At 55.7% G+C, this 24,898-nt stretch carries 26 protein-coding genes; 9 read left to right on the forward strand and 17 right to left on the reverse strand.

The features are described 5' to 3' along the window. Positions 1–14: 14 nt before the first annotated feature. Together ilvN and rph are read right to left on the reverse strand one after the other, a co-directional pair. Positions 15–503 carry an acetolactate synthase small subunit gene (gene ilvN, locus QML71_RS06245; RefSeq protein ID WP_282011055.1) on the reverse strand — a complete coding sequence of 163 codons (489 nt, stop codon included), beginning with the start codon at positions 501–503 and terminating at the stop codon, positions 15–17. A gap of 190 nt (positions 504–693) precedes the next feature. Next, positions 694–1,419 (reverse strand): ribonuclease PH, encoded by a 726-nt coding sequence (rph, locus tag QML71_RS06250; RefSeq protein ID WP_282011056.1) that lies wholly within the window; start codon positions 1,417–1,419, stop codon positions 694–696. A 194-nt stretch (positions 1,420–1,613) separates the two neighbouring features. Here rph and QML71_RS06255 point away from each other — a divergent pair, with 194 nt between their 5' ends. Further along, positions 1,614–2,123 (forward strand): bactofilin family protein, encoded by a 510-nt coding sequence (locus QML71_RS06255; protein WP_282011057.1) that lies wholly within the window; start codon positions 1,614–1,616, stop codon positions 2,121–2,123. Between the two features lie 29 nt (positions 2,124–2,152). Here the strand turns inward: QML71_RS06255 and QML71_RS06260 are convergent, their stop codons facing one another. The 3 genes from QML71_RS06260 to QML71_RS06270 form a co-directional block, all read right to left on the reverse strand. Further along, positions 2,153–3,094 (reverse strand): calcium/sodium antiporter, encoded by a 942-nt coding sequence (locus tag QML71_RS06260; RefSeq protein ID WP_282011058.1) that lies wholly within the window; start codon positions 3,092–3,094, stop codon positions 2,153–2,155. Positions 3,095–3,272: 178 nt separating this feature from the next. Further along, a complete protein-coding gene (locus tag QML71_RS06265) occupies positions 3,273–3,515 on the reverse strand; it encodes a hypothetical protein (RefSeq protein WP_282011059.1) in 243 nt (80 codons plus the stop codon). 301 nt (positions 3,516–3,816) lie between these two features. Next, positions 3,817–4,842, reverse strand: a complete 1,026-nt coding sequence (locus QML71_RS06270) for an SPOR domain-containing protein (RefSeq protein ID WP_282011060.1) — start codon at positions 4,840–4,842, stop codon at positions 3,817–3,819. Positions 4,843–5,113: 271 nt separating this feature from the next. On the opposite strand from QML71_RS06270, the gene QML71_RS06275 reads away from it, so the two are divergent. Beyond that, the gene (locus QML71_RS06275; RefSeq protein WP_282011061.1) at positions 5,114–6,061 is read left to right on the forward strand and encodes a dihydroorotate dehydrogenase; all 948 of its coding nucleotides are present in this window, start codon (positions 5,114–5,116) and stop codon (positions 6,059–6,061) included. Here QML71_RS06275 and alr read toward each other — a convergent pair. Both alr and QML71_RS06285 read right to left on the reverse strand, forming a co-directional pair. Continuing rightward, positions 6,049–7,206 carry an alanine racemase gene (gene alr, locus QML71_RS06280; RefSeq protein WP_282011062.1) on the reverse strand — a complete coding sequence of 386 codons (1,158 nt, stop codon included), beginning with the start codon at positions 7,204–7,206 and terminating at the stop codon, positions 6,049–6,051. The genes QML71_RS06275 and alr overlap by 13 nt on opposite strands. A gap of 52 nt (positions 7,207–7,258) precedes the next feature. Further along, on the reverse strand, positions 7,259–7,738 hold the full coding sequence (locus QML71_RS06285) for an Lcl C-terminal domain-containing protein (RefSeq protein WP_282011063.1): 480 nt from the start codon (positions 7,736–7,738) through the stop codon (positions 7,259–7,261). A 311-nt stretch (positions 7,739–8,049) separates the two neighbouring features. On the opposite strand from QML71_RS06285, the gene QML71_RS06290 reads away from it, so the two are divergent. Beyond that, positions 8,050–8,349 (forward strand): hypothetical protein, encoded by a 300-nt coding sequence (locus QML71_RS06290; protein ID WP_282011064.1) that lies wholly within the window; start codon positions 8,050–8,052, stop codon positions 8,347–8,349. Positions 8,350–8,394: 45 nt separating this feature from the next. Beyond that, positions 8,395–9,282: a formylglycine-generating enzyme family protein gene (locus QML71_RS06295; RefSeq protein ID WP_282011065.1), complete on the forward strand. Its 888-nt coding sequence runs from the start codon at positions 8,395–8,397 to the stop codon at positions 9,280–9,282. 38 nt (positions 9,283–9,320) lie between these two features. Here the strand turns inward: QML71_RS06295 and QML71_RS06300 are convergent, their stop codons facing one another. From QML71_RS06300 to QML71_RS06320, 5 genes are all read right to left on the reverse strand, one after another. After that, the gene (locus QML71_RS06300; protein ID WP_282011066.1) at positions 9,321–9,662 is read right to left on the reverse strand and encodes a DUF2784 family protein; all 342 of its coding nucleotides are present in this window, start codon (positions 9,660–9,662) and stop codon (positions 9,321–9,323) included. Positions 9,663–9,719: 57 nt separating this feature from the next. After that, the gene (locus QML71_RS06305) at positions 9,720–10,571 is read right to left on the reverse strand and encodes a pentapeptide repeat-containing protein (RefSeq protein ID WP_282011067.1); all 852 of its coding nucleotides are present in this window, start codon (positions 10,569–10,571) and stop codon (positions 9,720–9,722) included. Further along, a complete protein-coding gene (locus QML71_RS06310) occupies positions 10,571–11,398 on the reverse strand; it encodes a motility protein A (protein WP_282011068.1) in 828 nt (275 codons plus the stop codon). The genes QML71_RS06305 and QML71_RS06310 overlap by 1 nt, the downstream gene beginning before the upstream one ends. Before the next feature lie 26 nt (positions 11,399–11,424). Further along, entirely contained in the window at positions 11,425–13,587 is a 2,163-nt protein-coding gene (locus tag QML71_RS06315; RefSeq protein WP_282011069.1) for a class I adenylate cyclase domain-containing protein, read from the reverse strand. Positions 13,588–13,725: 138 nt separating this feature from the next. After that, a complete protein-coding gene (locus tag QML71_RS06320; RefSeq protein ID WP_282011070.1) occupies positions 13,726–15,159 on the reverse strand; it encodes an OmpA family protein in 1,434 nt (477 codons plus the stop codon). Between the two features lie 223 nt (positions 15,160–15,382). On the opposite strand from QML71_RS06320, the gene QML71_RS06325 reads away from it, so the two are divergent. From QML71_RS06325 to QML71_RS06345, 5 genes are all read left to right on the forward strand, one after another. Next, a complete protein-coding gene (locus QML71_RS06325; protein WP_282011071.1) occupies positions 15,383–16,912 on the forward strand; it encodes an MFS transporter in 1,530 nt (509 codons plus the stop codon). Between the two features lie 11 nt (positions 16,913–16,923). After that, positions 16,924–17,574: a YqiA/YcfP family alpha/beta fold hydrolase gene (locus QML71_RS06330; protein ID WP_282011072.1), complete on the forward strand. Its 651-nt coding sequence runs from the start codon at positions 16,924–16,926 to the stop codon at positions 17,572–17,574. Between the two features lie 4 nt (positions 17,575–17,578). Further along, positions 17,579–18,163: a hypothetical protein gene (locus QML71_RS06335; protein WP_282011073.1), complete on the forward strand. Its 585-nt coding sequence runs from the start codon at positions 17,579–17,581 to the stop codon at positions 18,161–18,163. 2 nt (positions 18,164–18,165) lie between these two features. Beyond that, on the forward strand, positions 18,166–18,879 hold the full coding sequence (locus QML71_RS06340) for a response regulator transcription factor (RefSeq protein ID WP_282011074.1): 714 nt from the start codon (positions 18,166–18,168) through the stop codon (positions 18,877–18,879). A 169-nt stretch (positions 18,880–19,048) separates the two neighbouring features. Then, a complete protein-coding gene (locus tag QML71_RS06345) occupies positions 19,049–19,483 on the forward strand; it encodes a helix-turn-helix domain-containing protein (protein WP_282011075.1) in 435 nt (144 codons plus the stop codon). A 24-nt stretch (positions 19,484–19,507) separates the two neighbouring features. Here QML71_RS06345 and QML71_RS06350 read toward each other — a convergent pair whose 3' ends face one another. From QML71_RS06350 to QML71_RS06370, 5 genes are all read right to left on the reverse strand, one after another. Further along, entirely contained in the window at positions 19,508–20,272 is a 765-nt protein-coding gene (locus QML71_RS06350; RefSeq protein WP_282011076.1) for a tetratricopeptide repeat protein, read from the reverse strand. After that, positions 20,272–22,089, reverse strand: a complete 1,818-nt coding sequence (locus QML71_RS06355; RefSeq protein ID WP_282011077.1) for a BatD family protein — start codon at positions 22,087–22,089, stop codon at positions 20,272–20,274. Before QML71_RS06355 ends, QML71_RS06350 begins: the two co-directional genes overlap by 1 nt. A gap of 7 nt (positions 22,090–22,096) precedes the next feature. Beyond that, positions 22,097–22,939, reverse strand: a complete 843-nt coding sequence (locus QML71_RS06360; RefSeq protein WP_282011078.1) for a tetratricopeptide repeat protein — start codon at positions 22,937–22,939, stop codon at positions 22,097–22,099. Positions 22,940–23,071: 132 nt separating this feature from the next. Further along, positions 23,072–23,776 carry a Bax inhibitor-1/YccA family protein gene (locus QML71_RS06365; RefSeq protein ID WP_345742318.1) on the reverse strand — a complete coding sequence of 235 codons (705 nt, stop codon included), beginning with the start codon at positions 23,774–23,776 and terminating at the stop codon, positions 23,072–23,074. 131 nt (positions 23,777–23,907) lie between these two features. Beyond that, positions 23,908–24,897: a VWA domain-containing protein gene (locus QML71_RS06370; protein ID WP_282011079.1), complete on the reverse strand. Its 990-nt coding sequence runs from the start codon at positions 24,895–24,897 to the stop codon at positions 23,908–23,910. Position 24,898: the final 1 nt, after the last annotated feature.

Consider the following 24,898-nt stretch of genomic DNA (forward strand, 5'->3'; position numbering starts at 1 on the left):
CTAAGAATGAATTTTCAGTTGATCGATCGCATTCCGCGGCCGAGGGCGATGCGTCCGGACCGCACCATTTCTTTAATACCCAAAGGACGCAACAATTCCATGAAGCCGCGCAGTTTGCCCTCGTCACCGGTGATTTCGATGGTGTACGTGGAGGAACTGACGTCCACCACCTTGGCCCGAAAAATTTCCACAATGCGCAAGATCTCTTCGCGGTTTTTCGGTTCGGCGTTCATTTTGAGCAACAGCATTTCCCGATCGATGAAGCTTTCCTCGGTGAGGTCCACCACTTTGATGATATCCACCAGTTTGTTGAGCTGTTTGGTGATCTGTTCGATCTTTTTATCGTCGCCACGCGTGACAATCGTCATTCGGGAAATGTTGGGCTCGTTGGTTTCGGCAACGTTCAGGCTTTCGATGTTGAAGCCGCGACCACTGAACAAACCGGAGATCCGGGAAAGCACTCCGAATTTGTTGTTAACGAGGACTGAGATGGTATGTTGCATGGATTTCCTGATTCCGGAATTATGTTGTTTGGGTATGAGATTCAGGGTAATTGGGAGCATATGGTAACAAAATCGGTTATTTATTTCTATATATTTGTATTGTTTGACCTTTTGAATTGCATCGGGATGCCGCCACGAGGCGGGTCTCCACAGGGTGTGGCCGCTCCGGCAGGGAGGTGAAACGGCGCCGTCAATCCAGCTTGCCGATGGTCTTCTGCTGAAGGTCGATCAGGTCGCGGATGCCCTTGCCCGCAAGCGTCAGCATGTCCTGCATGTCCTTATCGGAAAAGGGGTCACGCTCTGCCGTTCCCTGAATTTCGATAAAATGCCCTTTGCCCGTTTTGACCACATTGAAATCCACGCTGGCCGTGGAATCCTCGCTGTAATCCAGGTCCAGCAGCTTCTGGTCATCCAGCATGCCGACGCTGGTGGCGGCGACGAAATCCTTGATAGGGATGGTGTCGAGCAGCTTGTTTTTCTGCAGGTGCTTGAGCGCCAGGCAAACCGCCACGAAGGCGCCGGTGATGGATGCGGTGCGGGTGCCGCCATCGGCCTGGATGACGTCGCAATCCACCCAGATGGTGCGTTCTCCCAGTTTTTCCAGATCGACCACGGTGCGCAGGGAACGCCCGATCAGCCGCTGGATTTCCATGGTGCGACCGCCTACTTTGCCGCGTGTCGCTTCCCGTTGGGAACGCGTGTGGGTGGAGCGCGGCAGCATGGAATACTCGGCCGTCACCCAACCCTGTCCCTTATCCCGCAGAAACGGCGGCACTTTTTCCTCCACGCTGGCGGTGCAAATCACTTTGGTCTCCCCCACGGTGATGAGGACGGATCCTTCGGCGTGCTTGATGAAATGCTTCTTGATGCTGACCGGTCTCATCTGGCTGGGAGTCCGTCCGTCGTTTCGCTTCATTGAATTCTCCGTTGGGATGGGTAACTGGGATGGGACTGAAAAAATAGAAGTGGTAAAATATCAGGAATTTCGCATTTTAGCAACGTTCCCGCCTTACCGGGGTCCCGCATCCGAAAAAAATCACTAACTATTTAATTTATAAACCATTAAACTGGCTCTCATTTGGATTATGGTCAAGGAAAGGATTTAAAGGAATGGATTCATTCATCCAAAAGGGAGTCACCCTGAAGGGCGTGTTGCGCGCCAGGGGAGTGATTTTGGTGGAGGGCCGCGTGGAGGGGCAGGTGTTTGCCACCGATCATCTCATTGTCGGTGAGTCGGGCAATGTCCTCGGCAATATCGAGGCCGGGCACCTGACCAACCGGGGCTCCATTCAAGGCGATGTCGTGGCCGGCAATAAGGTGGTTCTGGTTGAAAAAAGCCATCTGACGGGAGACATCACGGCCTTCCAGCTGGTTGTGGAAGAAGGGTCCAATTTCGACGGGCGCTGCAAAATGCTGTCGAAACCCACCTACCAGTCCAAGCCGCACGTGCCGGAACCCGCTGCGAAGGAGCCGGTGCCGCCTGCAAAAAATGGCGCGGCGGTCCAAACCATGCCGTCCGACAAGACTTCCGCCGAGAAGGTTTCCAGGGATCAAGACAAGGCCGATGCTTCCACGGGCTCGGGTGTCGGCAACTTCTTCCGGCAGTTGTTTTCCGGCTGACCGGCCGTTGCCGTTTTCGCGAGCTTTGTTTAAAAAACGTTGAAGCCCTTGGCCGCGATGTAGGACGTATAGCAGATGAGCAGCACCCCGCCCGCTACTTTGCCCAACTGATGTTTCAGGCTGATCAGCACGAGCAGCAGGCAGGTGAGGGCGGTGGTGAAGATCAGGTCGGCATGGATGGGTTCCTGAATCGCCAACACGTCGATGGAGGCGGTCGCCCCCAGCACCATGAAGATGTTGAAGATGTTGCTGCCGAACACGTTGCCCAGCGCCATTTCGCCGTGACCGCGCAGCGCGGATAGGGTGGACGAGACGATCTCCGGCAGACTGGTGCCGACGGCGATGATGGTGATGCCGATGAACCATTCACTGATGCCGAACGTCCGCGCAATGCTGACACCGCCCACCACCATGCCGCGCGCCCCCGCCACCAGCAACGCCAGCCCGATGACGATCAACACAAACTGAAAAGCGACCGGTTTGCCGCGGAACCACTTCATCTCGTCTTCGAACTGGAGCAGAGACTCTTCTTTGTCCTGCAAGGCGCGGGCGATATAGAGGCCGATGCCGAGCAGGAACAGCAGCCCCTCCCAGCGCACCAGCACCTGATCCCAGGCCAGCCACGTCAACAGGAAGGTGGCGATGAGCAGCGGCAGGGCTTCCAGCCGAAACCGGGCCTTGGCGATGGTCACCGGCACCAACAGGGCGGTGATGCCGAGAACCAGCCCGACGTTGGCAATGTTGCTGCCCACCACGTTGCCCATGGCGACTTCCGGCGAGCCCTCCAGCACTGCCAGCAAACTGACCGCCAACTCCGGCGCCGAGGTGCCGAATCCCATCACCGTGGCCCCGATGACGAAGGGGCTGACCCGGTAATGCTGGGCGATGCGCAGGCAGCCGCCGATCAGCAGGTCGCCGCCGTAGTACAGGAGGACCAAGCCTCCCACGATCAGGATGATGTCAAGAATCATGGGTTGAATTCAATGCGTTGTGGGTTGCGTGCGCGGAGGTGAACCAATTCAGGAAGGTATCAGGTTCGCAGAACAAAGAAAATAGAAATGAAAGAAGCAAAGGAAAAACCGGGGCCAAGAGGAGGAGAAACCCCGGAATTTCCAGGTCGCTGCCAGGGGAGGTGCAGCGACCTGTGGATCAATGACTGTCGTCGCGGTCTTCGGTTTTGTGTTTCATTTTCATCGATTTCATTCCGGACGAACCTTCTTCGTGGCCGGTCTGCCTGGGAGCGGTTTTGTGATCCGTCATGCCGCTGCTGCCTTCGTCCATGTGGCCGGACTTCATACTGCCCTGCGAATTGCCTTCCTTGTATTCGTGACCGGGGCTGGTTAGCACGGAAGAACCGCTGCCTTCTTCAAAACCGGACTTTGTTTTTCCCATTGAGTGGGAATCGGCTTTGTCGTTCGCGCCTTCATGAGACAGCGCGAAAAAGGGAACTGCCCAGACCAGTATCGCAACCACAACTGCGGGTGCCATTTTGTTCATACATGTCTCCGAGAAAAGACGTCCTGTTGGATAAGGAAAAATGATATCCCCATAAGAGTATGTTTTTTAAGCGCTGGGAAAAAGCCTTAATTCATGTGTTGAGTCGGCAGGCAGAAAAAAACCTTTCAGGAAAATCCGGCGGAACCGGAATTTCCTGAAAGGCGTTGAATCAGTAAGTCGAAAAACGAGGACCCGGTTATCCGGCAGGTTGGGTGACTTTACGGATAAGGGTTTTGGGGTAGCCGATCCTGGCGATTTCCTTCTGGTAGCGGGCCGCCAGATCCTTGGAAGCGAAGCCGCCGACGCGGATCACGTGGATCGACGTGCTGACTTCCATTTTCTCTATCTGCGTGAAAATGCCTTCCTCACCCAGCTTATCCTTCATGGATTCCGCATTCGAACGGGTTGAAGATTGATACAGCAAAATGGCGTAGTTGCCATCGTTGCCCGGCACCAGATTGGGAGAATGACCTTTGGTTTTGAGTTCCTTCATCAGAAATTGGGCGCCGTCCGGAGACGTGAAGCCGCCGATGATGAGAGTGTGCCTGGAAGATTTTCCAGAGACTTGGGAGACTTGCGTCGGCAAGCCGGCGCCGTTCAGTTTTTTGACCATGCGGTCGGCGTTGGCTTTCACCGAAAATGCGCCGACCTGTACGAAGTAGTTGCCTGCCGGCGGGTTGGCAGGAAGTCCGTTGGATTTGGATTCGGCCTTGGGTTCCGGAGCGGTGGCTTTCGGTTTCACAGGCGCCTTTTCCACCGGCTGTTCGGTGGATGGGGTCTGTGTTTTGGACGTGTCCAGTGATGTGAGCGCTTCGCTGATGGCCGTCACGGCTTTCTGTTCCGCATCTTCCAGCGTCGTCTCTTTGGACGTTTCAGCCGTTACCGGAGGCGTCTCTTTCAGAGCGTCTGCCTTCGCGCTGTTTTCTTTAAGAGGTGCAAGGCTCTCAGGCAGTGCCTGTTCCGGCCCGACGGCAGCCGTCTGGTCCTGGCCCGGCAGGTCCGGCAGCGATTCATTCTCAATGCCGAGGTAAAGCAGGGCCGCCAGCGCGACGGCGATGAGCGCGATCAGGGCAAACTTCGCGTTTTTGTAACGAATTTGTTTGTCGATTTCAGCCATGGCTTCAATTTCCGATTCATCGATGAGTTCATCGATGCGTTTGAGGAATTTTTTGTCGGCGTTTTCGGTCTGTTTTGGTTCGGCGAATAAACTGGGTCGCGACATGATTCTTTCCGTTCCAAAAGGAGTGAACGTGAATGTATGAGGATGCGGGTGCGGGCGAAGGGAAAGAGTAAATCCGTGCGAAAAACCGGCAAATCTGCTACTGTAGAATGCGTTGCAGACCGGAAACGGATGCGACGACCACATCCCCTTTAAAAGTCAAAATTGAGTATATACAGCATTTTACAGCCTGTCAAGCAAAACTGATTGAAAAATAACACGTTTTTGGAATTCAGGCGACCCTTTATTTAAACAAATTTTAATAAATCATCTTATGGGTTCCGCGGTCGATCTTTCTGTCAATCTGGGCGCATTTTCGCTGGCCAATCCTGTGCTCGCCGCTTCCGGAACGTTCGGTTACGGGCTGGAGTTTGCGCCGTTCGTGGACCTGAATCGGTTGGGCGGATTCTGCGCCAAAGGACTCTCGTTGAAACCGCGTCTCGGCAACCCGGCGCCGCGCGTGGTGGAAACCGCATCGGGGATGCTGAACTCGATCGGACTCGAAAATGTCGGATTCGAGCGCTTCCGCGATGAAAAGCTGCCACACCTGCAAATGGTTTCCTGCCGGGTGGTGTGCAACTTCTTCGGCGACACGGTCCACGAGTATGAAGAGATGGCGCGGGCGTTGTCCACGCTGGAACGCGTCGATGCCCTGGAGATGAACATTTCCTGCCCGAACGTGGAGGAGGGTGGGGTGCAGTTCAGCTCCGATCCCAAAACGGTGGAAAAGGTGGTAGCGGCGACACGCCGCGCCACCGGCAAGTTTCTCATCGTCAAGCTGTCGCCCAACGTCACCGACATCACCGTGACGGCGCGGGCGGCGGAGGCGGCGGGCGCGGATGCGTTGTCCCTGGTCAATACCTGCGTCGGCATGGTGCTGGATGCGGAGACCGGGAAACCTTACCTTGGCAATGCCAACGGCACCGGCGGCTTGTCGGGACCGGCCATCAAGCCGATCGCCCTCAACATGGTGTATCAGACGGCGCAGGTGGTGGGCATTCCGATTTTCGGTATCGGCGGCATTCGCACGGCGGAGGATGCGGTTGAGTACATGATGGCGGGAGCGTCGGCGGTGCAGGTGGGCACGGCCAACTACTTCGATCCGCGCGTCACCATGAAAATCATCGACGGCCTGAAGGAATGGTGTGTGGCGCACGGCGTCGCGCGCATCGAATCGATCTGCGGCCGGGCCTGGAAGGAACGCAACGATCAGGGAATATAAACGCGCGGCACCCGTTTGCCAACGCTGCACAGGGTTTCGTAAGGAATGGTGTCGTCGCGCGCGGACATTTCTTCCACGGTGATGGCAGCCTCTCCCTGCCTGCCGAACAGCACCACTTCATCCCCTTCCTGCACGGGTGGCAAGTCCGTCACATCCACCAGGCACATGTCCATGCAGATGGCCCCGACCTGCGGGGCGCGCCGGCCGCCGACGAGCACGTCCATGTTTCCGGACAGCGAACGGCTGAGGCCGTCGGCGTAGCCCACCGGGAGGACCGCGATCCGGCTGTCGCGCTCGGTAACAAAACGGCGGCCATAACTCAGATACGAGTTGGCGGGCAGCGGATTGATGCGCAGCACCCGTGTTTTCCAGTGCATGACGGAACGGAGCGTGGGCACCGTTCTCGCGGGCTGCTCCGGCAGTGCGGGCGGCGTCACGCCATACAGGGCGATGCCGAGGCGCACCATGTCGTGCTGGCTTTCGGGGAAGTTCAGCAGCCCGGCGCTGTTGTCGCAATGCACGGGTGGGCAAGGCAGGCCCCGCTGGTGCAGGCTCTGCAGTGCCTGGTCCATGCGTTGCAGTTGCCGGTGCGTGTAGTCGGCGTCTTCGTCGGCAGAGGACAGGTGGGTGAACACGGAACACACGTTCAGGGTTTTCAATCCTCGGATGAATTCCAAAAACGCGGGCAGTTCTTCCCAACTCACGCCCAAACGTCCCATGCCGGTGTCCACCTTGATATGGATGTCGGCGCTTTGGTTCAATGCCGCCGCCCGTTTGGCGAGGGCTTCCGCCAGCGGCCGGGTGCACAGGGTGGTGGACAGGTTGTGATGCAGCAGGTCGTCGATTTCGTCGGGCAGGATGCCAATCAAAACATGGATGGGGGCTTCGACCCCGCAGCGGCGCAGTTCGAGGCCCTCGGCGATGATGCCGACACCGAGCACATCGGCTCCCGCTTCCATGGCGGCGCCGGCACAGGGCAGCGCACCGTGTCCGTAGGCGTCGGCCTTGACCACGGCCATCAGGCGCACTCCGGGCTTCAGGGTTTGGCGCAGGATGCGGACGTTGTGGCGGAACGCGTCCAGATCGATTTCCGCCCGGGTGGAACGGTGCAGACCGAGACCGTTCGCCGAGGGAGGTGTGCCCACGGGTTTTGAAATGGTGAACTCCGATTAAAGATGACGGCTCGAAGCCGGTGTCTCATTCTCTGCGCGTGCGACCGGTGGTGGAAACGCGTTTCGATGCTTTGGCCTTTCCGGTCGAGCGCACGGGGCGGCAGGACATGAACGAATCCTCTTTCGACGTCTTGCGGATCTGATACCCCCGGTCGCTGTAAAAATTATAGGCCATGGCGTTGTGGCCGCTTTCTTCCTGGCACCAGTAGGTGAAGCCGCACCCTTCCGGGAATGCGTAGTCGATATGAACGATATCGTCGTTGAAATCGTAGTTTTTGGATTCGTGGTCGTAGAGGTTGCGGCAGTCCTGGCTTTTGGGCAGACGCCAGTCGGTGTAGCCTGCGAACTTCTTCTCGTTCATGAGCTCGACGTATTTATTGGCTCCTTTCCAACTGCACCATTTGCCCTTGCGTTGGTAATAGTCCTCTTTCAACCACATCAGTTTGTACTTGGTGTCGGTGACGGTTCCGTCCCCGTTGTCCACAAAACGTTCTCCTTCAGCCACGGCTTACCTCGTCAATCTCACTCAAGTTAACGGTTGCTGTTCCAACGGGGCCGTCTGGGACGAGCCCCGAAAATAGCCTTTTTATATTAATATCAATGATTTCAATGGTGCAACACATTTTAGGCGCGATCCGCCGGGAGAAGGGATATCCGCCGCGCCTCTTCCCGCACCGTCCGGGGGGCTCCCCGATTTTCCGTTGCCGGGGGAGGCGGGTTGTGTGCTATTTTGTGCCTCAAGAATTCTGAGCTGTAGAGCCGCCCACAGCAAGGGCGCGCCATTAATCGTTGATTGGAAGGGATGGAGCATCGGTCATGGCAAAAATTGAAGTGCAGACCTATTTTTATGATTTGGTTCATTGCAAGGATAAGATCCTCTCCTGTTTTGATCGGTTTGATGAGCAATACGGAGACGATGAACGCGGATCCCTGGTGGCTGGCATCAAGGAAATGGAAGATGGGGAACTGGTGAACCTCCTCATCAATATCCAGCGGCTGGCTTCGGGGTTTCAGGACATTCAGGCCCTCATGACGCAGGCGGAAGAAGATGAATTGCAGGCTTCCATCAGCGGTGAGGATGAGGAAGAAGATGAAGACGAGGACGACGAGATCTGACAGGCTGCGGTCCTTCATTCCCCCATTTTGAAACCACTCCCATTCATGACATCCCGTTTCCCGCATTCCCTGGGTTGGGCTCTGGCCTGCCTTATCTTGTTCAGCGCCTGCGCCAGGGAGGACTGCGATTGCGGTGTGGCGGGAGACGGGCCTCTGCCTGCGGCCCTGATTTCGGAGGTGGATGGCAAGGAAATGGTGCTGGTGCCGGCGGGGGAGTTTGTCATGGGCACCGACATGACCGATCCCGAAAACAAACATCTCAAGATCGGTGCGGTCAAACCGTTGTTCCGCGACCAGCAACCGAGCCACAGGGTGTATCTGGACGCGTACTATATCGACAAGTACGAAGTCACCAACCGCGAGTACAAGCAGTTCATCGACGCCGCGCAGTTTCATGAGTTTCCGGCGAACTGGGTGAACGGCACCTTCCTGCCGGAGGCGGGCGACCTGCCGGTGACCAACATCACCTGGGGCGAAGCGCTGGCGTACGCGATGTGGGCGGGCAAATCGCTGCCCACCGAAGCGCAATGGGAGAAAGCCGCGCGCGGCACCGACGGTCGGCTGTACCCATGGGGCAATGAGTATGAGCCCGGCATCGGCAACATTGGCCTCGACGGCCCCCGCGAGTTGATGCCCGTCGGCAGTTTTCCCCGCGACCTCAGTCCCTATCAGGCGTTTGACATGGCGGGAAACGTCATGGAATGGACGCTCGATTGGTACCGGGCTTATCCGGGCAACGACTTTCAGTTTAAAAAATTCGGTGAAGAGTTGAAGGTGCTGCGCGGCAATGGGTTCCAGCAAGGCGGCCATTACTTTCTGGATGAGCACCGTTACGTGTTCCATCGTTCGGAAGTGAAGCCCGGCGAATATTTCGAAAACGTCGGCTTCCGTTGCGTGAGCCCCTTCCTGCCCGAACCCGGCGCCGACGATTAGCCGTCACCGAATCCGCCAGACAACCCCTCCCGCTCTCCTCATTGCCTGGGCGGCAACGGTCGCCAGAAAAATGAGGAAAACACCAGCATGGCAAAGGTCATGTCCCCCACAAAAACCACGCCGGGATCGAACCATTCGAGATAGATGATGCGGTTCAGCCAGACCGCGAGGAACGATCCTTCATAATCCGCCGACGAAAAATGTTCCTCCAGAATCGTGAGCGGGCAGGGGATGCCCAGGATCATGAGTGTGCTGACGAAAGCCAGCAAGCCGGCGTGCACAAAGCGGAACCCGCGATGGTTGATTGCCAGTCCCACCACGAAGCCGACGATCATGTACAGGATGAACAGAAAATGCAGGATGAGAAAATATTCGGCCATGTCCCGATTATACAAGCCGGGCCGGAACGTGGAAACGCGGAAGTGTGCGGCGGAGGGTTATTCCAGAATGGTATTTTCCAGTACGGCGTCTTTCAGCAGCGCCTTTGAAATGTTGGCGTCCACCAGGTAGGCGTTTTTGAGGTTCGTCTGGCTGAAGTTGGTGCCGTGCAGGTTGGCTTCCAGCAGGAAGGCGTTGCGCATGTTTGATTTTTCAAAGTTGGCGTAGGTCAGGTCGGTGCCTTCCATGTTGACCTCTTCCATCTCGTTGTCCTTGCAGACGGCGTCCTTCATTTCCGAGCCGATGAAGTTGGCGAACGACAGTTTGGATTCGCGAAAGGTGACGGAGTTGAAATCCGAGTATTTGAAGATGGCGCTGCGCAGATCGGTTTCGCGGAACTTGGCAAACCCAAAGTCCGAGCCGCGTGCATTGACGCCGTTCATGCGGCAGGAATTGATTTCCGCCGAGCGGTAGTAACTGTACATCATCCGTGCAAATGAAAAATCACAGTTTTGCAGTTTGCTGGTGGAAAAATTAACGTGATTCAGGTTGCTGCCCCGGAACATGCATCCCTTCAGGTTGGCCATGGAAAAGTTGGCGTTTTGGAGAGACGTGTTTTTGAAAACACAATCGACCAGTGTGGCCTCCTCAAAATTGGCATTGCTGAGATTGGCGTTGCCAAAATCGACGTTCTTGATGCGGGCCTTGTAAAAGTTGGAATCGTTGAGCGTGGCCTGGGTGAAGGTGAGATCGATCAGCTCGGCTTTTTCCAGGTTGACCTCATCGAGCACGCCGAAGATGAAGGTGATGCCGTTGAGGCTGATGCCCTTCAGGTCGTACTGGCTGAAGTTGACGCCGTCCTGGCATTTGCTGGTGAGCGTCAGTTGTAATAATTCGTCAATATTTGACATTATTTTTGTTCTTCTGGAGACAGCAGTGCGTTCATATTGCGTCGAATCTTCTGGGGATTGGTCCGGTCATGGATTCCCATAATGCCGACGCGGATGATTTTGCAGAGCAGGGCCTCGCTCTCCGTACGATGATTGAGTTTCGCCACCACCGGAGTGATGATCAGGTTGGCGAGCATGATCCCATAAAACGTGGTGATGAGCGCGGTGGCCAGAGACGGGCCGATCGAATCTGGATTGTCGATGTGCATGAGCATCTGCACGAGGCCGATCAGGGTGCCGCCCATGCCAAAAATCGGCGACTGCACGGCCATGAACTGGAGGATTTTCTGGCTTCGCTGATGCCGTTCGATCATCGAGTTCATTTCCCGGTCCAGGATTTCATGGATCTCGCGCGAGTTGTAGCCGTCCACAATCATGCCGATGCCGGTTTTCAGAAACCGGTTTTCCACATGTTCCTCTTCATTCTTGAGGCGCTTGATGCCGCCTGTCCGATACTTGGTGGCCAACTGCATGATCTGTTCGATGGCGGTGGCGGGCCCCTGGTTGTCCGGCCGGTAGGCGTTGATGATGACGCCAATCAGGCTGATGATTTTGCTTGAAGGGTAGGCGATGAAGGAGGTGGCGATGGTGCCGCCGAACACGATCAGGACCGCGTTGAGATTCAAAAAAGTTTCCGGATTGCCGCCCCGCACGATGGCCCAGGCGATGAGAGCCACGCCGATCATGGTGCCAAGGATGGTACCGATATCGATGGTGGAGTCCGGTTGAACGCGTCTGCCGTCAACCAGTCCAGAAATTGTTTCAGATTCTTTTACCGCAGTGGCCATTGAAGTGTCGTTTCAGTTATTGGATATCAGAAAGAAAAAGGTTTCGATCCGGATTCTTCGAACTCCCGGGAACCCCCATCGGAAGGACCCTCGGGATTTTTTTCCGCGGAACCGGCCTTGTATTCATGGGTCGCCGCTTTGCCTTTTTTGAAGGTCAGCGTTTTCAGGATGTAGCGGGCCAACCAGCTGAAATCTGTCTTTTCTTTTCGGCTGCCCGGCACGAAAAACTTAAGAAATTCATCCTGGACGATCTCCCAATTTGGGGTCATGGACCGCAGTTCCGCGAGACAACGGTTCATGCAGTTGTTTCCGACATAGGTTTTGCAGTACAACTCGCCCCAGGTGGTGAGATAGATTGCGGTGGTGCTGGTTATGCGCTCCAGCTTCCGGTTCATGAATTCGGCGTAGTCTTTCGGTGTTTTACAATCGTGCAGATCCCCCAGCGTGACTTCACGCGGGATGGGATTGCCAAAATCCACGATCATGAACAACTGCTTCAGCTTGGCATTGCTGAGCAGGTCTTCATTGGGGATCGAGGCCACCGAAACCTGGGACATGAAGGAAGACAGGTCTTCCAGCAGCAGCTTCAGGTCGTAGTCCTTGATGGACTGTTGCTCTGCGCGCAACAGCAGCACGGTGTCGTTGCGGAACAGACTGTTGAAACAGGTGAAGGCAACCAGGAATTGCAGCGACGAGGCTTTCTTGAGAATCTGTTGCCTGGGAATGTGTTCCAGAAAAGCCAGGGTTTTTCCGCGCATGAGGTACCATTCTCCGTTGTCTTTTGGGTTGAGACGATGGAGCATGAAGGTCAGCTCTTTTTCTCCGGTGTCGCCATCGACCAGCGCAAACAGGTTTTCCACTTTATTCTGGCTGGGACGGTAAAAGCTGAACAACTTGCGCCCGAGAAGGTGCGTGTCGCGTTCTGAAATCAGACTTTCTTCACCGGAGGCTTTGTTGGCCTCGGAAATGTTTTTGTAACTGGCCATCAGGATTTTGTTGATACGGCTTCCCAGGGCGACCTTGTCGAGCATCTGCCAGTTGAAGTAGGAATTGATGGTTTCAAGCTTTTCCGGTTCCCAGTCCCATGAATTGAAAATATTGATCAGGGTTCGTTTGCGGGGATCGGGGCTGCCTTTAACGAGTTCTTCGCCGGAGACTTTGGTTCCCACCTTCAGCACGAACGAGGTTTTCAGAGCGTCCAATGCGTTGTCGTCTTTCTGGTTTTTAAAGAAACGTTCGACCCGTTCATACATGGCGACGTAGGTATCGATGTCGTCAAACAACGTGCCGCCGAATACTTTTTTCTTGATTTCGTGACAGAGCAGGTTGAAACGGGTGTCGCCGAACATATATTCCTCAAGCAATCCCATCTTCAGCAGGGTTTTGAAGGGGGCTTTGAAGGACTTGATGAGGGTCCAGATGCAGCCGCCGAAAAATTCTCCCTGGGAGATGTCATCCACATTGCCGATGTCCACGAAATCGTTGGCGCTGAGCAGCGTTTTTCCGGACCGCAGCAGTTCCAGATACGTTTCGTATTGTTCGTCGTCGGTTTTGAGAGGTACGATCCACCAGAAGGGCAGCTTGCCGGCGGTGATGACCGCGGTTCGGTACATTTCTTCCTTGAGCAGCTTGGCGAGAGCAGAGCCGGTGCTCTCTGTATCGCTTTCACCAAAGATATTGTTTTTGACTTCCTGAATGTCGTTGATGAAAAAATGGACCTCGAGGTTGTACTGGGTCCACGCCCATTTTTCAATGAGGTTCAATTTCTGTTTGAACAGGGCGAGGCGTTCCGGGGAGACGCTATGTTTGTTGACCAACAGCGTGTAGTCCAAATCCGATTTGCGGCTTTGCGCGATGGAACCGCAACTGCCCATCAGCAGGATGGTGTGGATGAAGGGGGAGACGTTTTCATTGCCGCGAAAAACCGTGTGCGGAAACAGAATCTCTGCTGCCAGTTGCGTGCGGTGATCCAGCCGGAAATTATGAATTCCGCAGGGCACGTCGCCGGGGATATATCCTGGAAGGCCTTCCTGATTGATATGAACCAGCCGCGGAATGAGGGTGAAGACATACCGGTCCACATGGTAGAGAGTTTGTTCAATCCGAATGATGTTGTTCTGGTTGTAACGCAGAAAAAGCTGGCGATTGTTGAACAGTGTGCTGGCAATTTCGGTCGGCTTGTCCGCCATAAAAATTCCCCTCAGTGGAATCGGATTCGTTGGGTCCAATCCCTGATTATAAGTTCAGTAGCCTGAAATGAGAATGGCTTTTTGCATTTCTTCGGGATTCGGCCTGTTTCCACAAATCTCCGATGTGGCGCACCCGCATCAGGTTTTTTTGATGGGTTGCGATTCCGAGGAATTGGTCTTGCCGTTTTGCCGCTTGCCGTTCTCTTCTTTCAAAACTTCCTTGTCTTTGAGAATCTTGATTTCAACGCGCCGGTTCATGGCCCGGTTGGAATCGGTGTTATTGGGTTTCAACGGACGAAACTCGCCGTAGCCGGAAACCACAATGTATTCAGAAGGAAATTTGAGTTCCTCGATCAGGTAGCGCGCCACCCGCGCCGCGCGCGAGGTGGAGAGTTCCCAGTTGGAAGGAAACTGTTCGGTATTGATGGGAACGTTGTCCGTATGCCCTTCAATCTGGATTTGTTTGACCCCCTGCGTCAGTTCGTCCTTGATCGCGTTAAAAATGGTTTCTTCGGCGCCGGGGATCAAGGTAGCCTGGCCCGGCCCAAACAATTCCTCGGACTTCAACCGGATCAATTTGGTTTTCACATCGCCGCGCACCAGTTCTTCCGGATGGACATTGTCCTTCACCAGTTCCCGCACGCGGGCGAGCATCTCGACTTCCTGACTCGAAAGGCGGACGTTGTGGGACGTGACCCGTACTTGCTTCTCCTGAAACGAAGAAATGGCTTCCACAAACTTGTTCTGGTCGATATTGGACATGGTGAACAACATGACAAAGATCGCCAGCAGCAGGGTGATCATGTCGCTGTAGGTGACCAGAAAGCCTTCCATGGAAACGAACGAGGTGCGGAAGGAGGCGCGGTGCTCGTGGGCGATCTGACCTTCCAATTGGCGGGAAACCTGTTTGTCTTCCAGAGTTTGAACCTTGCTCTCCAACTCTTCGCTGTAATCCTTGCTCTGCTCCAGTTCGATGGTGAGCTTTTCTTTTTCGTGGAGCAGTTCGTTGAGCTCCATACGCAGCTCAAAAATGATTTCGGCGGGCAGCTTGCCGTCTTCCCGATCCTGGGTGGCATCCTTGATGATGCGTTCCAGTTTTGCAATCTTGGTTTCTTTCTGGGTGATCTCCCGTTCCAGTTGCTGGTAGGAAGCGCCGGATTTGAGATCGATTTCCTGTTTGAGGCGATTGACCTCGTCCTTAAGGTCTTTAACCCGGTCGAGTTCCTTGCGGTTGCGTTTGACTTCTTTGATCAGGAGGCCTTTGTCGTTGCTGATTTTCTTGAGCTCGTCTCGCGTTTCTTTATAGAGGCTTTTCAGGTTTTTGAGATTGGCCTTGGCCTCTTCCAACTCCTTGACGATTCCAGGGTCGATTTCGCCGGGTTCTAATTCTATTTCCCCGATTTCCGGCTCGGAGTCTTCCTTGCCTTCGGCTTGGGTGCTGCCGCCGACGCGCTTGGACATGCGGGCGGCCCACGCGGCTTCTTTCGCTTCTTTGACCTCGTTTTCCTTTTGAGTGATTAAATTCAATAATTCATTGACTTTTTCCTTGTTTAGGACGGTAATGTTGTTCATTTTGTCAGAGATTCGGGACGTTTCTCTGACCTGCTTTTTCAGCTCCTGATTCTTGATTTTGAGCTGTTCTTTTAAATGCTGTACCGAATTTTCTTGTGTCATCATTCCCTGCCCGGATTTCCTATCGGCTAGAATACCTTAATTCTTATCAAAAAATCATTGTTTGGATTCAGCCGCCCTGTAGATAAAGTATAAAGGGAGGTTTCCTCTGAACAAGGGGGAAATGGGACGATCGCAGGTTTTGAATGCAGGCAGACGCATCCGCGACGGCGGCTGGCGGGGGGGCATGGAAAATAATCCCAAACTATTGAAAAACAAGTTGTACTGGGTCGGTATCCTGTATTTCGCCGAGGGTTTTCCGCTGGGCGTGTTTTACGATGTGTTTCCCGTCCACCTGCGCCAGCAGGGGGTGGATCTGTGGCAGATCGGGTTCATGAGCCTCCTCGGCCTGGCGTGGACGCTCAAGTTTCTGTGGGCGCCGGCGGTGGATTATGTACGCCACCACCGCCGTTGGATTTTTCTCATGGACGTGCTGATGGGCGCGGTCATGCTGGTGTTTGCGGTGCTCCTCGATTTCGGTCCCTGGGTGTGGCTGGCCATCGGCCTGTTCACGATCTTTTCGGCGACCAGCGACATCGCCATCGATGCCTACACCATCGAGATGCTCAACAAAGACGAGCTGGGTCTCGCCAACGGTATCCGCAACGGCATGTACCGGGTGGGCATGCTGGCTTCGGGTTTCATTCTGGTGCTCGCCGACTGGCTGTCCTGGAGCGCCACCTACCTTGCCGGAGCCCTGATCCTTGTCGCCTGCGGCATCGTGTGTTTGATGGCGCCGCCGGAGCAGTCTTACCAGACGCGCTCGGAACGGTCCGTGCTGGCGGAATTCAGGATGATCATGCGTTACCCTTATGCGCTGGCCCTGATTTTTGTGCTGGGGGTGATCGGGTTCGGCCTCGTTGACATGAAGCTGGAAATTTCTGGCGACCGTCCCTATCTGTGGCCGGCGCTGGCTTCCATTGGGATCGCCGTGGTTGCAGGCAGTCATTACTGGACTGGCCGCCGCCGAACCAGTGAAAACTCCGTCCGCAACGATCTGAATGAAGGCCCGATGTTCGGTGCGTTTTTCGAGTTGATCCAGCGTCCGTACATCATTCCCGTCATCATTTTTATCCTGATCTACAAACTGGCGGATACATCCATGGGATTCATGGTGAAGCCCTTCTGGGTGGATGCGGGATTTTCCGCCACCGAGATTGGCATGGTTTCGGTCAACATCGGTTTGGGCCTGTCCATCGTGGGCGGGTTGGTGGGCGGCTGGTTCACCGACCGCTTTGGGATTTTCAAAGGCATCTGGGTACTGGGGCTGTTGCAGGCTTTATCAAACCTGGGCTATGCCGGAGTGGCCGCAGTCATCCCGCCGCCGCAAGAGGGGGTCGCCATGGCCCTCCAGTTCAAGGCCATGATGTATGGCGCCAGTGTGCTGGAGTCGTTCACCGGAGGGCTGGGGTCGGCGGCCTTCCTGGCGTTCCTGATGGCCATCGTCAGCAAAAAACGCTCGGCCTCGGAATACGCGTTGTTGTCGTCGATCTTCGCATTCAGCCGTTCCATTGCCGGATGGGCGGGCGGGTTTGGGGCCGAGGCCATGGGCTATGCGTCGTACTTCACGCTGACTTTTTTCCTCGCGTTTCCCGCCTACCTGTTGCTGCCCTGGGTGAAACGCATGCTGGAGACCCCGCGCGACTGGGATTGAGGACGCCTGCCATGAAAACCGTTTACATTTATTGTCATGGATTCGCCTCCAGCCCCGGTTCCCAAAAAGCCACCGCCTTCGCCCAACGCTTCCGTGAGCGGGGCAAGGAATTGATCGTGCCGGACCTCGAAGATGGGGACTTCCGAAAAATCACCATTTCTAGGCAGGTTGAAAAAATTACGGGTGTGTTGAATACTTTTTCCGATGCCAAAGTCGGCTTGATTGGCAGCAGCATGGGGGGGTATCTCGCGGCACTGGTGGCGCAGATGCGGCAAGAGGTGGCGGCTCAGTACCTTATGTGCCCCGGCTTTCATTTTCTGGAGCGTTGGCAGGAGCGGGTGGCGCGGGATTACCCGGATGTGAACGGACTGCCGGCTGCCATCACGGTTTACCATTACCGCTACGATCGACCGCTGGAGTTGGATACGGGGATATTTGAAGATGCCCGCAAGTGGGACACGCGGGTGCTGGACCGGTCTCTGCCAACTCGCATCGTGCATGGCGTGCACGACGACACGGTGCCGATTCAGCAATCGCGTGATTTCGCAGCCGATCGTTCCTGGGCCTCGCTGGTTGAACTGGATTCGGACCACGGCCTGTTGTCGCACATGGACTGGATCGTCGAGGATTGTTTGAAATTTTTTGCCCGGGAAGGCGTGTGACGCCATGAATCGAATTCTGCTTGTGGAGCCAGGTGCCCTGGGGAAAATAAAAAAGGCGTTTCAAACCGTTCAGCAGGCACACTCCGGACAATTCCGAAAAGGGGCGGACCGGGAACTGTTCTATTATCATCCCCGCCGTGTTTGCAAAGCGTATCTTCAATTCCAACACAAAACCCTCGATGGAGCGCTGGCCGCACTCTGTCATGATCTTGTCGAAGACACCTGGGTGACGTTGCAGGACATCGAATGCTGGTTCGGCTACCAGGTCCGGCAGCTTGTCGATGACTTGACGAAGCCGGAGCATGTTTCCCATCTCGACTATCTGCAACGGTTCGAGGATTGGCCGCTGGAATCAAAAAAAATCAAGGTGTGTGATATCGAGGACAATGTGTTGAGTTCGAGAACCATCCCGGTTGAACTCCGCCGATCGATGATGATCAAGTGGAAACGTTATCTGGATGCACTGACGCCGCGTCCGCACGACAACAGTGCTGCATCGCAGGAATATGTTTTGAAACGGAATCACGTGTTGGCAATTTTTGAAAGCGAGTCCACTGCGATGATCCGAAGCCTGTCGGGAAGTGAGTGAGCATGACCGAACCCAGTAAGGCCAAAAAAGGATTCCGACGCTACACCATCCTCGTGGTTGACGACGACCCGTCCATCGTGACGCTGGTCAAGCAGCAGATCGATCAGGACAAGTACAAAATCATTTCGACGGACGATGGCGAGTCGGCGGAAGCCATCATCCGCTCCCGTTGCCCCGACCTCGTGCTGCTTGATATCAACATTCCCGGAAAGAACGGCCTTGAAGTGTGCCGCAGTCTGCGTGGAGATAAAGACACACAGAATCTGCCCATCATCATTCTTTCCGGACGCAAGGAGCAGGTGGACCGGAACCTGGGCCTGGAGTTCGGAGCGGACGATTACGTCACCAAACCGTTCAATTCCCAGGAACTTTTATTACGAGTCAACAATGTCCTGAAAAGGGTCTATGGTTCGCAAGCCCGAAACGACTCCCTGACCCATGGTGCGCTCACCGTGGACTTTGGAAAGCATGAGGTTCGGGTGAAAAATAAAGTCATTCAATTGACCCTTACCGAATTCAAACTTCTGTCTTCCTTATTAGACAATTTGGGCCAGGTAAAAACACGGGATTACCTGATGGAGCACGTTTGGGAGCATGGAGAAGGTGTCTTTTCCCGAACTATTGATACCCATATTCAACGCCTTCGGAACAAGCTGAAGGAGGCAGGCAAATACATTGAAACCATCCGGGGCATTGGATACCGCTTTAAAATTTAGAGCTTACAGGCACCTCCCGCCTTTTCAGGTTGATTTGATCCATGGGCCTGATATATCCGCAAAGCTATATTGATGGCCCGATTTGTAACATAATTGTTGCATTGTCTTCATCATATTTTGACCAATTTTTTCAATAATAGGAGCTGAAGATAAACCAAGGAGGTTTCCGATGATTGAAAAAATTGGCAAAGACAATCCGAGTCCCGAGAGCAATCCGCAGATGGAGTCTGTGGGGGGGCGGCTGCGCTACTGGAGAAAACTGTCGTCTCTCCGGTTGGTGGATCTGGCTGCGACCATCAATGTTTCGCAGGGCTCTTTATCCGATCTGGAAAACGACAAATCGTTGCCTTCGGCCACCACTCTCACCGGCTTGTGCCGGAAAACCGACGTCAACATCTGCTGGTTGCTGACCGGTGCGGGAGAGATGATCAAGGAGAAGGATGCGGTGGACAAGGATGTTTCCGCGTTCAAGGAAGTCGTGCGTCTGATGACCGACAACGATTTCAAGCGCACCGTGCACCGTCTCGTAAAAATCTTTGAACGGGGTACTCCGACGCAGAAGGCCCAGATCAAAGGCTTTCTGGCTGGAGTCGAGACCGATTGATGATGAGCTGGGTGGGCCGACAAGTCAGGTTCCAATCTGGTTGTCCTGTATCCGGACCCACCCCGCGGAATCATCCGGCAGGATGATGTGATACCACCCGCTTTCTTCCTTCGTGATCACACCGGCCGCTCCTTCATGGAGCCGGAACAAAATGGGTTGTTCTGAACCCTTCTCGGCATACACCGCCACGTTTTCCGCAAGGACCACCGCATAACGGTGACCGCTATCGTACGCCACACGCGCCACCGTGGAAATGAGGACCAGGCCCAGCACGCCGAGCGCGATGTTGCGTGCCAACTGGGTCCCGGCTGTCCGGCGGACAACGCGGAAAGCCTGCGTCATCCATAACACCAGGTTGACGGCCAACAGGGCCCACAAGTGTTCCCGCAGGGTCACGTCTTTCAGCCAGAAGAACACCGTGGTCAAAAAACCGGGGACGTGCCAGCTCATCCGGTCTTCAGTTTGCTGGAGCGCGAACAACAGGTTGGCTTCAATCTTTTCGTCTCGCGGCAGGCGTTGCTGCGCTTTCAGGTAATGGAGGATGGCGCGGCCCAGGTGGCCTTCGCGAAAATAAGCGTTGCCCAGGTTGTAATGGAGGTAGCCGTTGTCGAAGCCTTCCGCGATCAAAGTTTCATACATTGCAATGGCATCGGCGTAACGGCTCTCCATGTACAGCGCGTTGGCCTGTTCGATTGCCGCCTCCGCATCGTCTGCAGCGCTCACAGTGCCCGGCCCTCCGCAGGCCACGATCCACATGAACAGGAATAGTTTGAAAGCGGAATGACGCATCACGCAGCCTCGAGTGTTTCCAGCAGGCGCCGCGACTCGGCCAGCAGTGTCTCGGGATCGGAATGCTGCCCGGCGGCGTATTGCAGGATTTCGTATTTATCAAGAAGCTGCCGCGTTGCCGTGATCTGTTCTTCTTTAAAGTTTCGATTCCGCAGTTGCTCTTCGACTTCGCCGGGGGTGAAGGCGGTGCCCTGCAGGTTCAGCCGGTCGCCGATGTAGGCGCGCACGATCTGCGACAATTCCTGCACTGTTTTCCGGTCATCCCCGTTGCACTCTGCCGCCAGCCGGTTCAGGCGTTGTTCGGCCTGTGTGAAGGCGGTCACCCGGCGCTTGTAGGCGGTGTCGAACTGGAGCCGTTGCCGCTGGCGGTGGAGGCGGGCGAAAATCAAAAACGCCGCCGGGGGCAGCAACAAACCGAGGGCCACCGGGATCCAGAAGCCGCTGCCTGTACTCTGATCGCTGAAATCCTCCCTGCGCGTGTGGATGGGGTTGATATCTTCGACCGGTGACTGCAACGACGGGCGGACATCGGGCGCGCCCGTCTGCGGTTCCACGGTTTGCAGGGAGGCCGCATTTTCGACAGGCGTCACGGTCAGGCTCAACGGTTCGCTGTGAACGGTCCGATACGTGTGCGCGCGGGGATCGAAGTATGCCAGCCGGATCGCGGGGAAGGTGAGGGTTCCCGATGCCAAGGGCACCAGCGCGTACTTGAACACTTTTTTGCCCGCAATGGTGTCGTCCCCGCCGCTGCGCGTGAACTGGGGTTGATCGGGGTACACTTTAAACAGGGCCCCCGCGTCGGGCAGGTGCAGGACGGCGTCCTGGGGGTTGCCTTCGCCTTCAACGGTGACCGTCAGGGTCAGGGTGTCGCCCTGGTCCAGTTGCGTGCGGCTGAGCGTCGCATCGATCTTGAACTGACCGACCAGATTGGAAAAGGGATCGGGCCGGTTGGTCTCCGGCAGGGGCAGCACGTCGAGTTCGATCGGCTCGGTCCTCAGAATTTTGTGTTTCAACTGATACTGATTCTGGAAGAACGGGCTTTGGAAAAATGGATCATTGAAAAACGGATCGAGAGGCCGTTTGCGTTCCGAGGGTTTTTGCTCGACCACATCGAGCTCGATGAGTGCGGGGGGAACGGTGGCCTTGCCCGGCCGCAGCGGGTAGAGCGCCATGTTCCATTCATACACGTCGTAACGCACGCCTTTCAACACCCGATGGTATTGCTTGGGCGGCCCCAGTTCTTGCTTGCGGAACGCGTCCAGCGGCAGCTCCACGTTGACATTGCGCACATCGACTTTGCGGTAAACTTTCAGCGTCAACGGCAACAACTCATTGACGTAGGGCTGGTGCGTCGGCACTGAGACTTCGGCGAAGACCACCGACTCCGACGGTGCGGAAGATTCCTGCTTGCGTACAGTGATTTGAATCGGTGCGGTGATGTAGGGATTGCCGTCGATCTTCAGGGTGAAGGGGCCGATGGTGAAGTTGCCGGGTTGCGTCGGGATCAATTGATAGCTGAACGTGGTCGAAGCGGTGCGTTGTCCGTTGATGACCTGGAGCGATGAAGAGCGACCGCCGGAACGGATTTTGAAATCGGGCAGGGTGGGGGGCTCCGGTTCGGGCGCCTGTTGGGTTCCTTCCACCACGACCTTCAGGTTGAACACGTCTTCCAGAGTGATTTCGGTGTTGTCCACCGAAGCGGCTACGCGGATGTCCGCCGCCGAGACCGCTACAGGAGCGGACAGCAGCGCCGCTGTTAAAAACAGGAACCGAATCCATCGTGGGGTGGTTTTGAATTTATAAACCCATGAACGCATGCCACCGTCACCAGTCCTTTCGCTGTTCCTTGAACAGGTCTTGCATCTCGCCCTGCATCTGACGCCGCTTGAATTTTTTCAGATCCTCGTTCAACGACCCCAGCAACCGCTCGGCTTCTTCCTTGGACATCGGCACGGCCTCTTTCAACAACCGATCCATGTTTCTCTTTTCCGGGCTGGAGGCGGCGGGAGGTTTTTGCTCGGCCAGTTCTTTGGATTCATTGTTAGAGGTGTCGTTCTCGGGCGGCTGCTCGTTCTGTTCGCTCGTGTCCGGGTGATTCGCCGCTTCGTTTTGCGCGCTTTCGGATTCTTCAGGGGGAGGTGCTTTGCCGGTGGCCGAAGGTTTGGGTTTCAGGGTGTCGAGGTTGCGCGGCATGATCTGCCCGGAGGCGATGGCCTGTTCCCACTGCTGTTTCGCATACTCATAATTGAATTTACTGTCTTCGTCTTTGGGGTTGAGCTCCAGCGCTTTTTTGTACGACTCCATGGCCCGGTCGAGCGCACCCAGCCGGTACCAGGCGTTGCCCTCATTGTAATGCGTTTTTTGCCGGAGCTCGGGCGGGGCGTTGCCGGACAGAACCTTGTTGTAGTCTTCGATCGCCGCTTCGTAACGTCCCAGCCGGTAATGGGTGTTGCCCGCGTTGTAGCGCACCGTCGGATTGTCCGGGGCTTCCGCCTCCGCCTCCTGAAACTTCTCTCCCGCCTTGCTGAAATTTTCTTCGTTGTAATGGGCGACGCCTTCGCGGGCCGGTTCCGGCAGAGTGTCGGCAAACGCCGGCGGGTGCCCCATCAGGCCGGTGACGAGAAGCGTTCCCAGTGCAAAGCTGGAATGTAAGAGTGAGGTTCGCATGATTTGGATGGGGGTTCGATTCCTATTCTCAGTTTACCACGCCCGGCTTTGACCTGCGGCGGAACGAAAAAAGGGATTCCCCGGTGGGAATCCCTTTTCATTATACAAACCGTCGATGGAACAACCGGTGCGTCAGCGCCGGTCGCCCATGATGCGGAGCAGCATCAGAAACAGGTTGATGAAGTCCAGATACAGCTTCAGAGCGCCTTGAATGGCTTCCTTCGTGTCTTCATCGGTGCCCTCGTTGCCGAGGATGTTCATCTGCTTGATCATCTGTGTGTCGTAGGCCGTGAGGCCGACGAAGATCAGCACGCCCGCGTAAGTGACCACCCAGTACACCGCTTCACTCTGCAGGAAGATGTTCACCACCGAAGCGATGATGATGCCAATGAGGCCCATGAACAGAAAACTGCCCCACGACGTCAGGTCTTTTTTCGTCGTGTACCCGTAAAAACTCATGGCGCCAAAGGTTCCAGCCGTCACCAGAAACGTGGAGGTGATCGATGCTGCCGTGTACACCATGAAGATGGCGGAAAAGGTCAGTCCCGTCAAACCGGAGTAGAGAATGAACACGCCCATGGCCTGGCTGGCGGACATCTTCATGACCGAGGACGCGAGATAAAAGACGAGTCCGATCTGGGCGATGATCAAAACAATCGGAACGATGGGATTCCCGAAGATCAGTTTCATCAGCGGTTCCGTATTGGAAACCAGCCAGGCCACACCGCCGGTCATGGCCAGGCCCGCCGTCATCCAGTTATATACCCGGACCATGAACCGCTGCTGTTCCGCGGCAATGGCATCCTGACTCATGTATGAGGTCCGATTGGGCTGCATTGAGTTCAACTCCTTGATTTATTAATGTTACCTGCCATATCCGGCAGAGTCGATATTATATAAGATGTGGCCCGTGTCCCGTCAAGGGTGGCGTGCACAATCCCAAAGATTCTATTTTAGCAGGATTGATCTCATTTTTCCCGCACGAATCGCTGGGCCACCAGGCACAGCAGGCCGAGGCCGAGGAACCACTGAAAGCGTTCCTGCCAGCGCTTGCGCCGGGTGGTGCGCAATTCCTTTTTCTCCACGCGCTGCTTGATGTCTTCCAGATAGATTTTGTGAAGGTCGAGGTCCCCCTGCACCGACCGCACATAGCTGCCGCCGGTGGAGAGCGCCACCTGTTGCAGCACGGTTTCGTTGAGCCGGGTCAGGATAATATCACCCTGGGCGTCACGTTTGAAACCGCGCCGGCGTTCCCGGTCGGGAATGGGTGCGCCTTCCGCCGCGCCGATGCCGATGACGAACACCTTCACACCCTGTTCGTTGGCTGCCTGCGCGGCGGCCAGGGCATCGCCCTCGTGGTCTTCGCCATCCGTGATCAGGATGATGGCTTTGGATTTTTTCTCCAGGGCGCTGAAGGCGTCGATGGCGGTGCGGATGGCATGGCCGATGGCGGTGCCCTGCGCCGGGATCAGGTCGGTGTCCAGCACGTTGAGGAACATCCTCGCCGCGTGATAATCGAGCGTCAGCGGGCATTGCAGGAAACTGGTCCCGGCGAAGCCGACGATGCCGATGCGGTCGCCTTCCAGCAGGCCAATGAGGTCGGCGACTTCATGCTTGGCGCGTTCCAGCCGGTTGGGTTTGATGTCGCTGGCCAGCATGCTCTGCGACACATCAACGGCGACGATGATATCGACCCCCTCCTGCTTGAGGTCTTCCCATTCATACCCCCAGCGCGGCTGGGCCAGGGCGAGGATGAAGAAAAAAACGGCCAGCACGATCAGGGTCGCTTTCTTCCGCTGTTTTTCCCAAATGAAGGCAGGCACCAGGCGATGCAGCAATGCAGGCGACACAAAACGCCCGGCCTGTTCGCGCTTCCGCCGTCCCGCCCACATGAAAAAGCCGATCAGCAGCGACAACCCGATCATCAGCAACAGGTACTCCGGCTGGGCAAAGCGCATG

Origin of the sequence: Nitrospina watsonii (assembly GCF_946900835.1) — a bacterium.
Taxonomy (GTDB): domain Bacteria; phylum Nitrospinota; class Nitrospinia; order Nitrospinales; family Nitrospinaceae; genus Nitrospina; species Nitrospina watsonii.

Coding starts and splice junctions, on each gene's coding strand:
- QML71_RS06360 (WP_282011078.1), bottom strand. CDS start 22,939: ATGCGAACCTCACTCTTACATTCCAGCTTTGCACTGGGAACGCTTCTC.
- QML71_RS06310 (WP_282011068.1), bottom strand. CDS start 11,398: ATGGCCACTGCGGTAAAAGAATCTGAAACAATTTCTGGACTGGTTGAC.
- QML71_RS06335 (WP_282011073.1), top strand. CDS start 17,579: ATGAATCGAATTCTGCTTGTGGAGCCAGGTGCCCTGGGGAAAATAAAA.
- QML71_RS06255 (WP_282011057.1), top strand. CDS start 1,614: ATGGATTCATTCATCCAAAAGGGAGTCACCCTGAAGGGCGTGTTGCGC.
- ilvN (WP_282011055.1), bottom strand. CDS start 503: ATGCAACATACCATCTCAGTCCTCGTTAACAACAAATTCGGAGTGCTT.
- QML71_RS06295 (WP_282011065.1), top strand. CDS start 8,395: ATGACATCCCGTTTCCCGCATTCCCTGGGTTGGGCTCTGGCCTGCCTT.
- QML71_RS06370 (WP_282011079.1), bottom strand. CDS start 24,897: ATGCGCTTTGCCCAGCCGGAGTACCTGTTGCTGATGATCGGGTTGTCG.
- QML71_RS06305 (WP_282011067.1), bottom strand. CDS start 10,571: ATGTCAAATATTGACGAATTATTACAACTGACGCTCACCAGCAAATGC.
- QML71_RS06300 (WP_282011066.1), bottom strand. CDS start 9,662: ATGGCCGAATATTTTCTCATCCTGCATTTTCTGTTCATCCTGTACATG.
- QML71_RS06330 (WP_282011072.1), top strand. CDS start 16,924: ATGAAAACCGTTTACATTTATTGTCATGGATTCGCCTCCAGCCCCGGT.
- QML71_RS06260 (WP_282011058.1), bottom strand. CDS start 3,094: ATGATTCTTGACATCATCCTGATCGTGGGAGGCTTGGTCCTCCTGTAC.
- QML71_RS06340 (WP_282011074.1), top strand. CDS start 18,166: ATGACCGAACCCAGTAAGGCCAAAAAAGGATTCCGACGCTACACCATC.
- rph (WP_282011056.1), bottom strand. CDS start 1,419: ATGAAGCGAAACGACGGACGGACTCCCAGCCAGATGAGACCGGTCAGC.
- QML71_RS06355 (WP_282011077.1), bottom strand. CDS start 22,089: ATGCGTTCATGGGTTTATAAATTCAAAACCACCCCACGATGGATTCGG.
- QML71_RS06315 (WP_282011069.1), bottom strand. CDS start 13,587: ATGGCGGACAAGCCGACCGAAATTGCCAGCACACTGTTCAACAATCGC.
- QML71_RS06270 (WP_282011060.1), bottom strand. CDS start 4,842: ATGTCGCGACCCAGTTTATTCGCCGAACCAAAACAGACCGAAAACGCC.
- QML71_RS06325 (WP_282011071.1), top strand. CDS start 15,383: ATGGGACGATCGCAGGTTTTGAATGCAGGCAGACGCATCCGCGACGGC.
- QML71_RS06265 (WP_282011059.1), bottom strand. CDS start 3,515: ATGGGAAAAACAAAGTCCGGTTTTGAAGAAGGCAGCGGTTCTTCCGTG.
- QML71_RS06365 (WP_345742318.1), bottom strand. CDS start 23,776: ATGCAGCCCAATCGGACCTCATACATGAGTCAGGATGCCATTGCCGCG.
- QML71_RS06290 (WP_282011064.1), top strand. CDS start 8,050: ATGGCAAAAATTGAAGTGCAGACCTATTTTTATGATTTGGTTCATTGC.
- QML71_RS06350 (WP_282011076.1), bottom strand. CDS start 20,272: ATGCGTCATTCCGCTTTCAAACTATTCCTGTTCATGTGGATCGTGGCC.
- QML71_RS06275 (WP_282011061.1), top strand. CDS start 5,114: ATGGGTTCCGCGGTCGATCTTTCTGTCAATCTGGGCGCATTTTCGCTG.
- QML71_RS06320 (WP_282011070.1), bottom strand. CDS start 15,159: ATGAACAACATTACCGTCCTAAACAAGGAAAAAGTCAATGAATTATTG.
- QML71_RS06345 (WP_282011075.1), top strand. CDS start 19,049: ATGATTGAAAAAATTGGCAAAGACAATCCGAGTCCCGAGAGCAATCCG.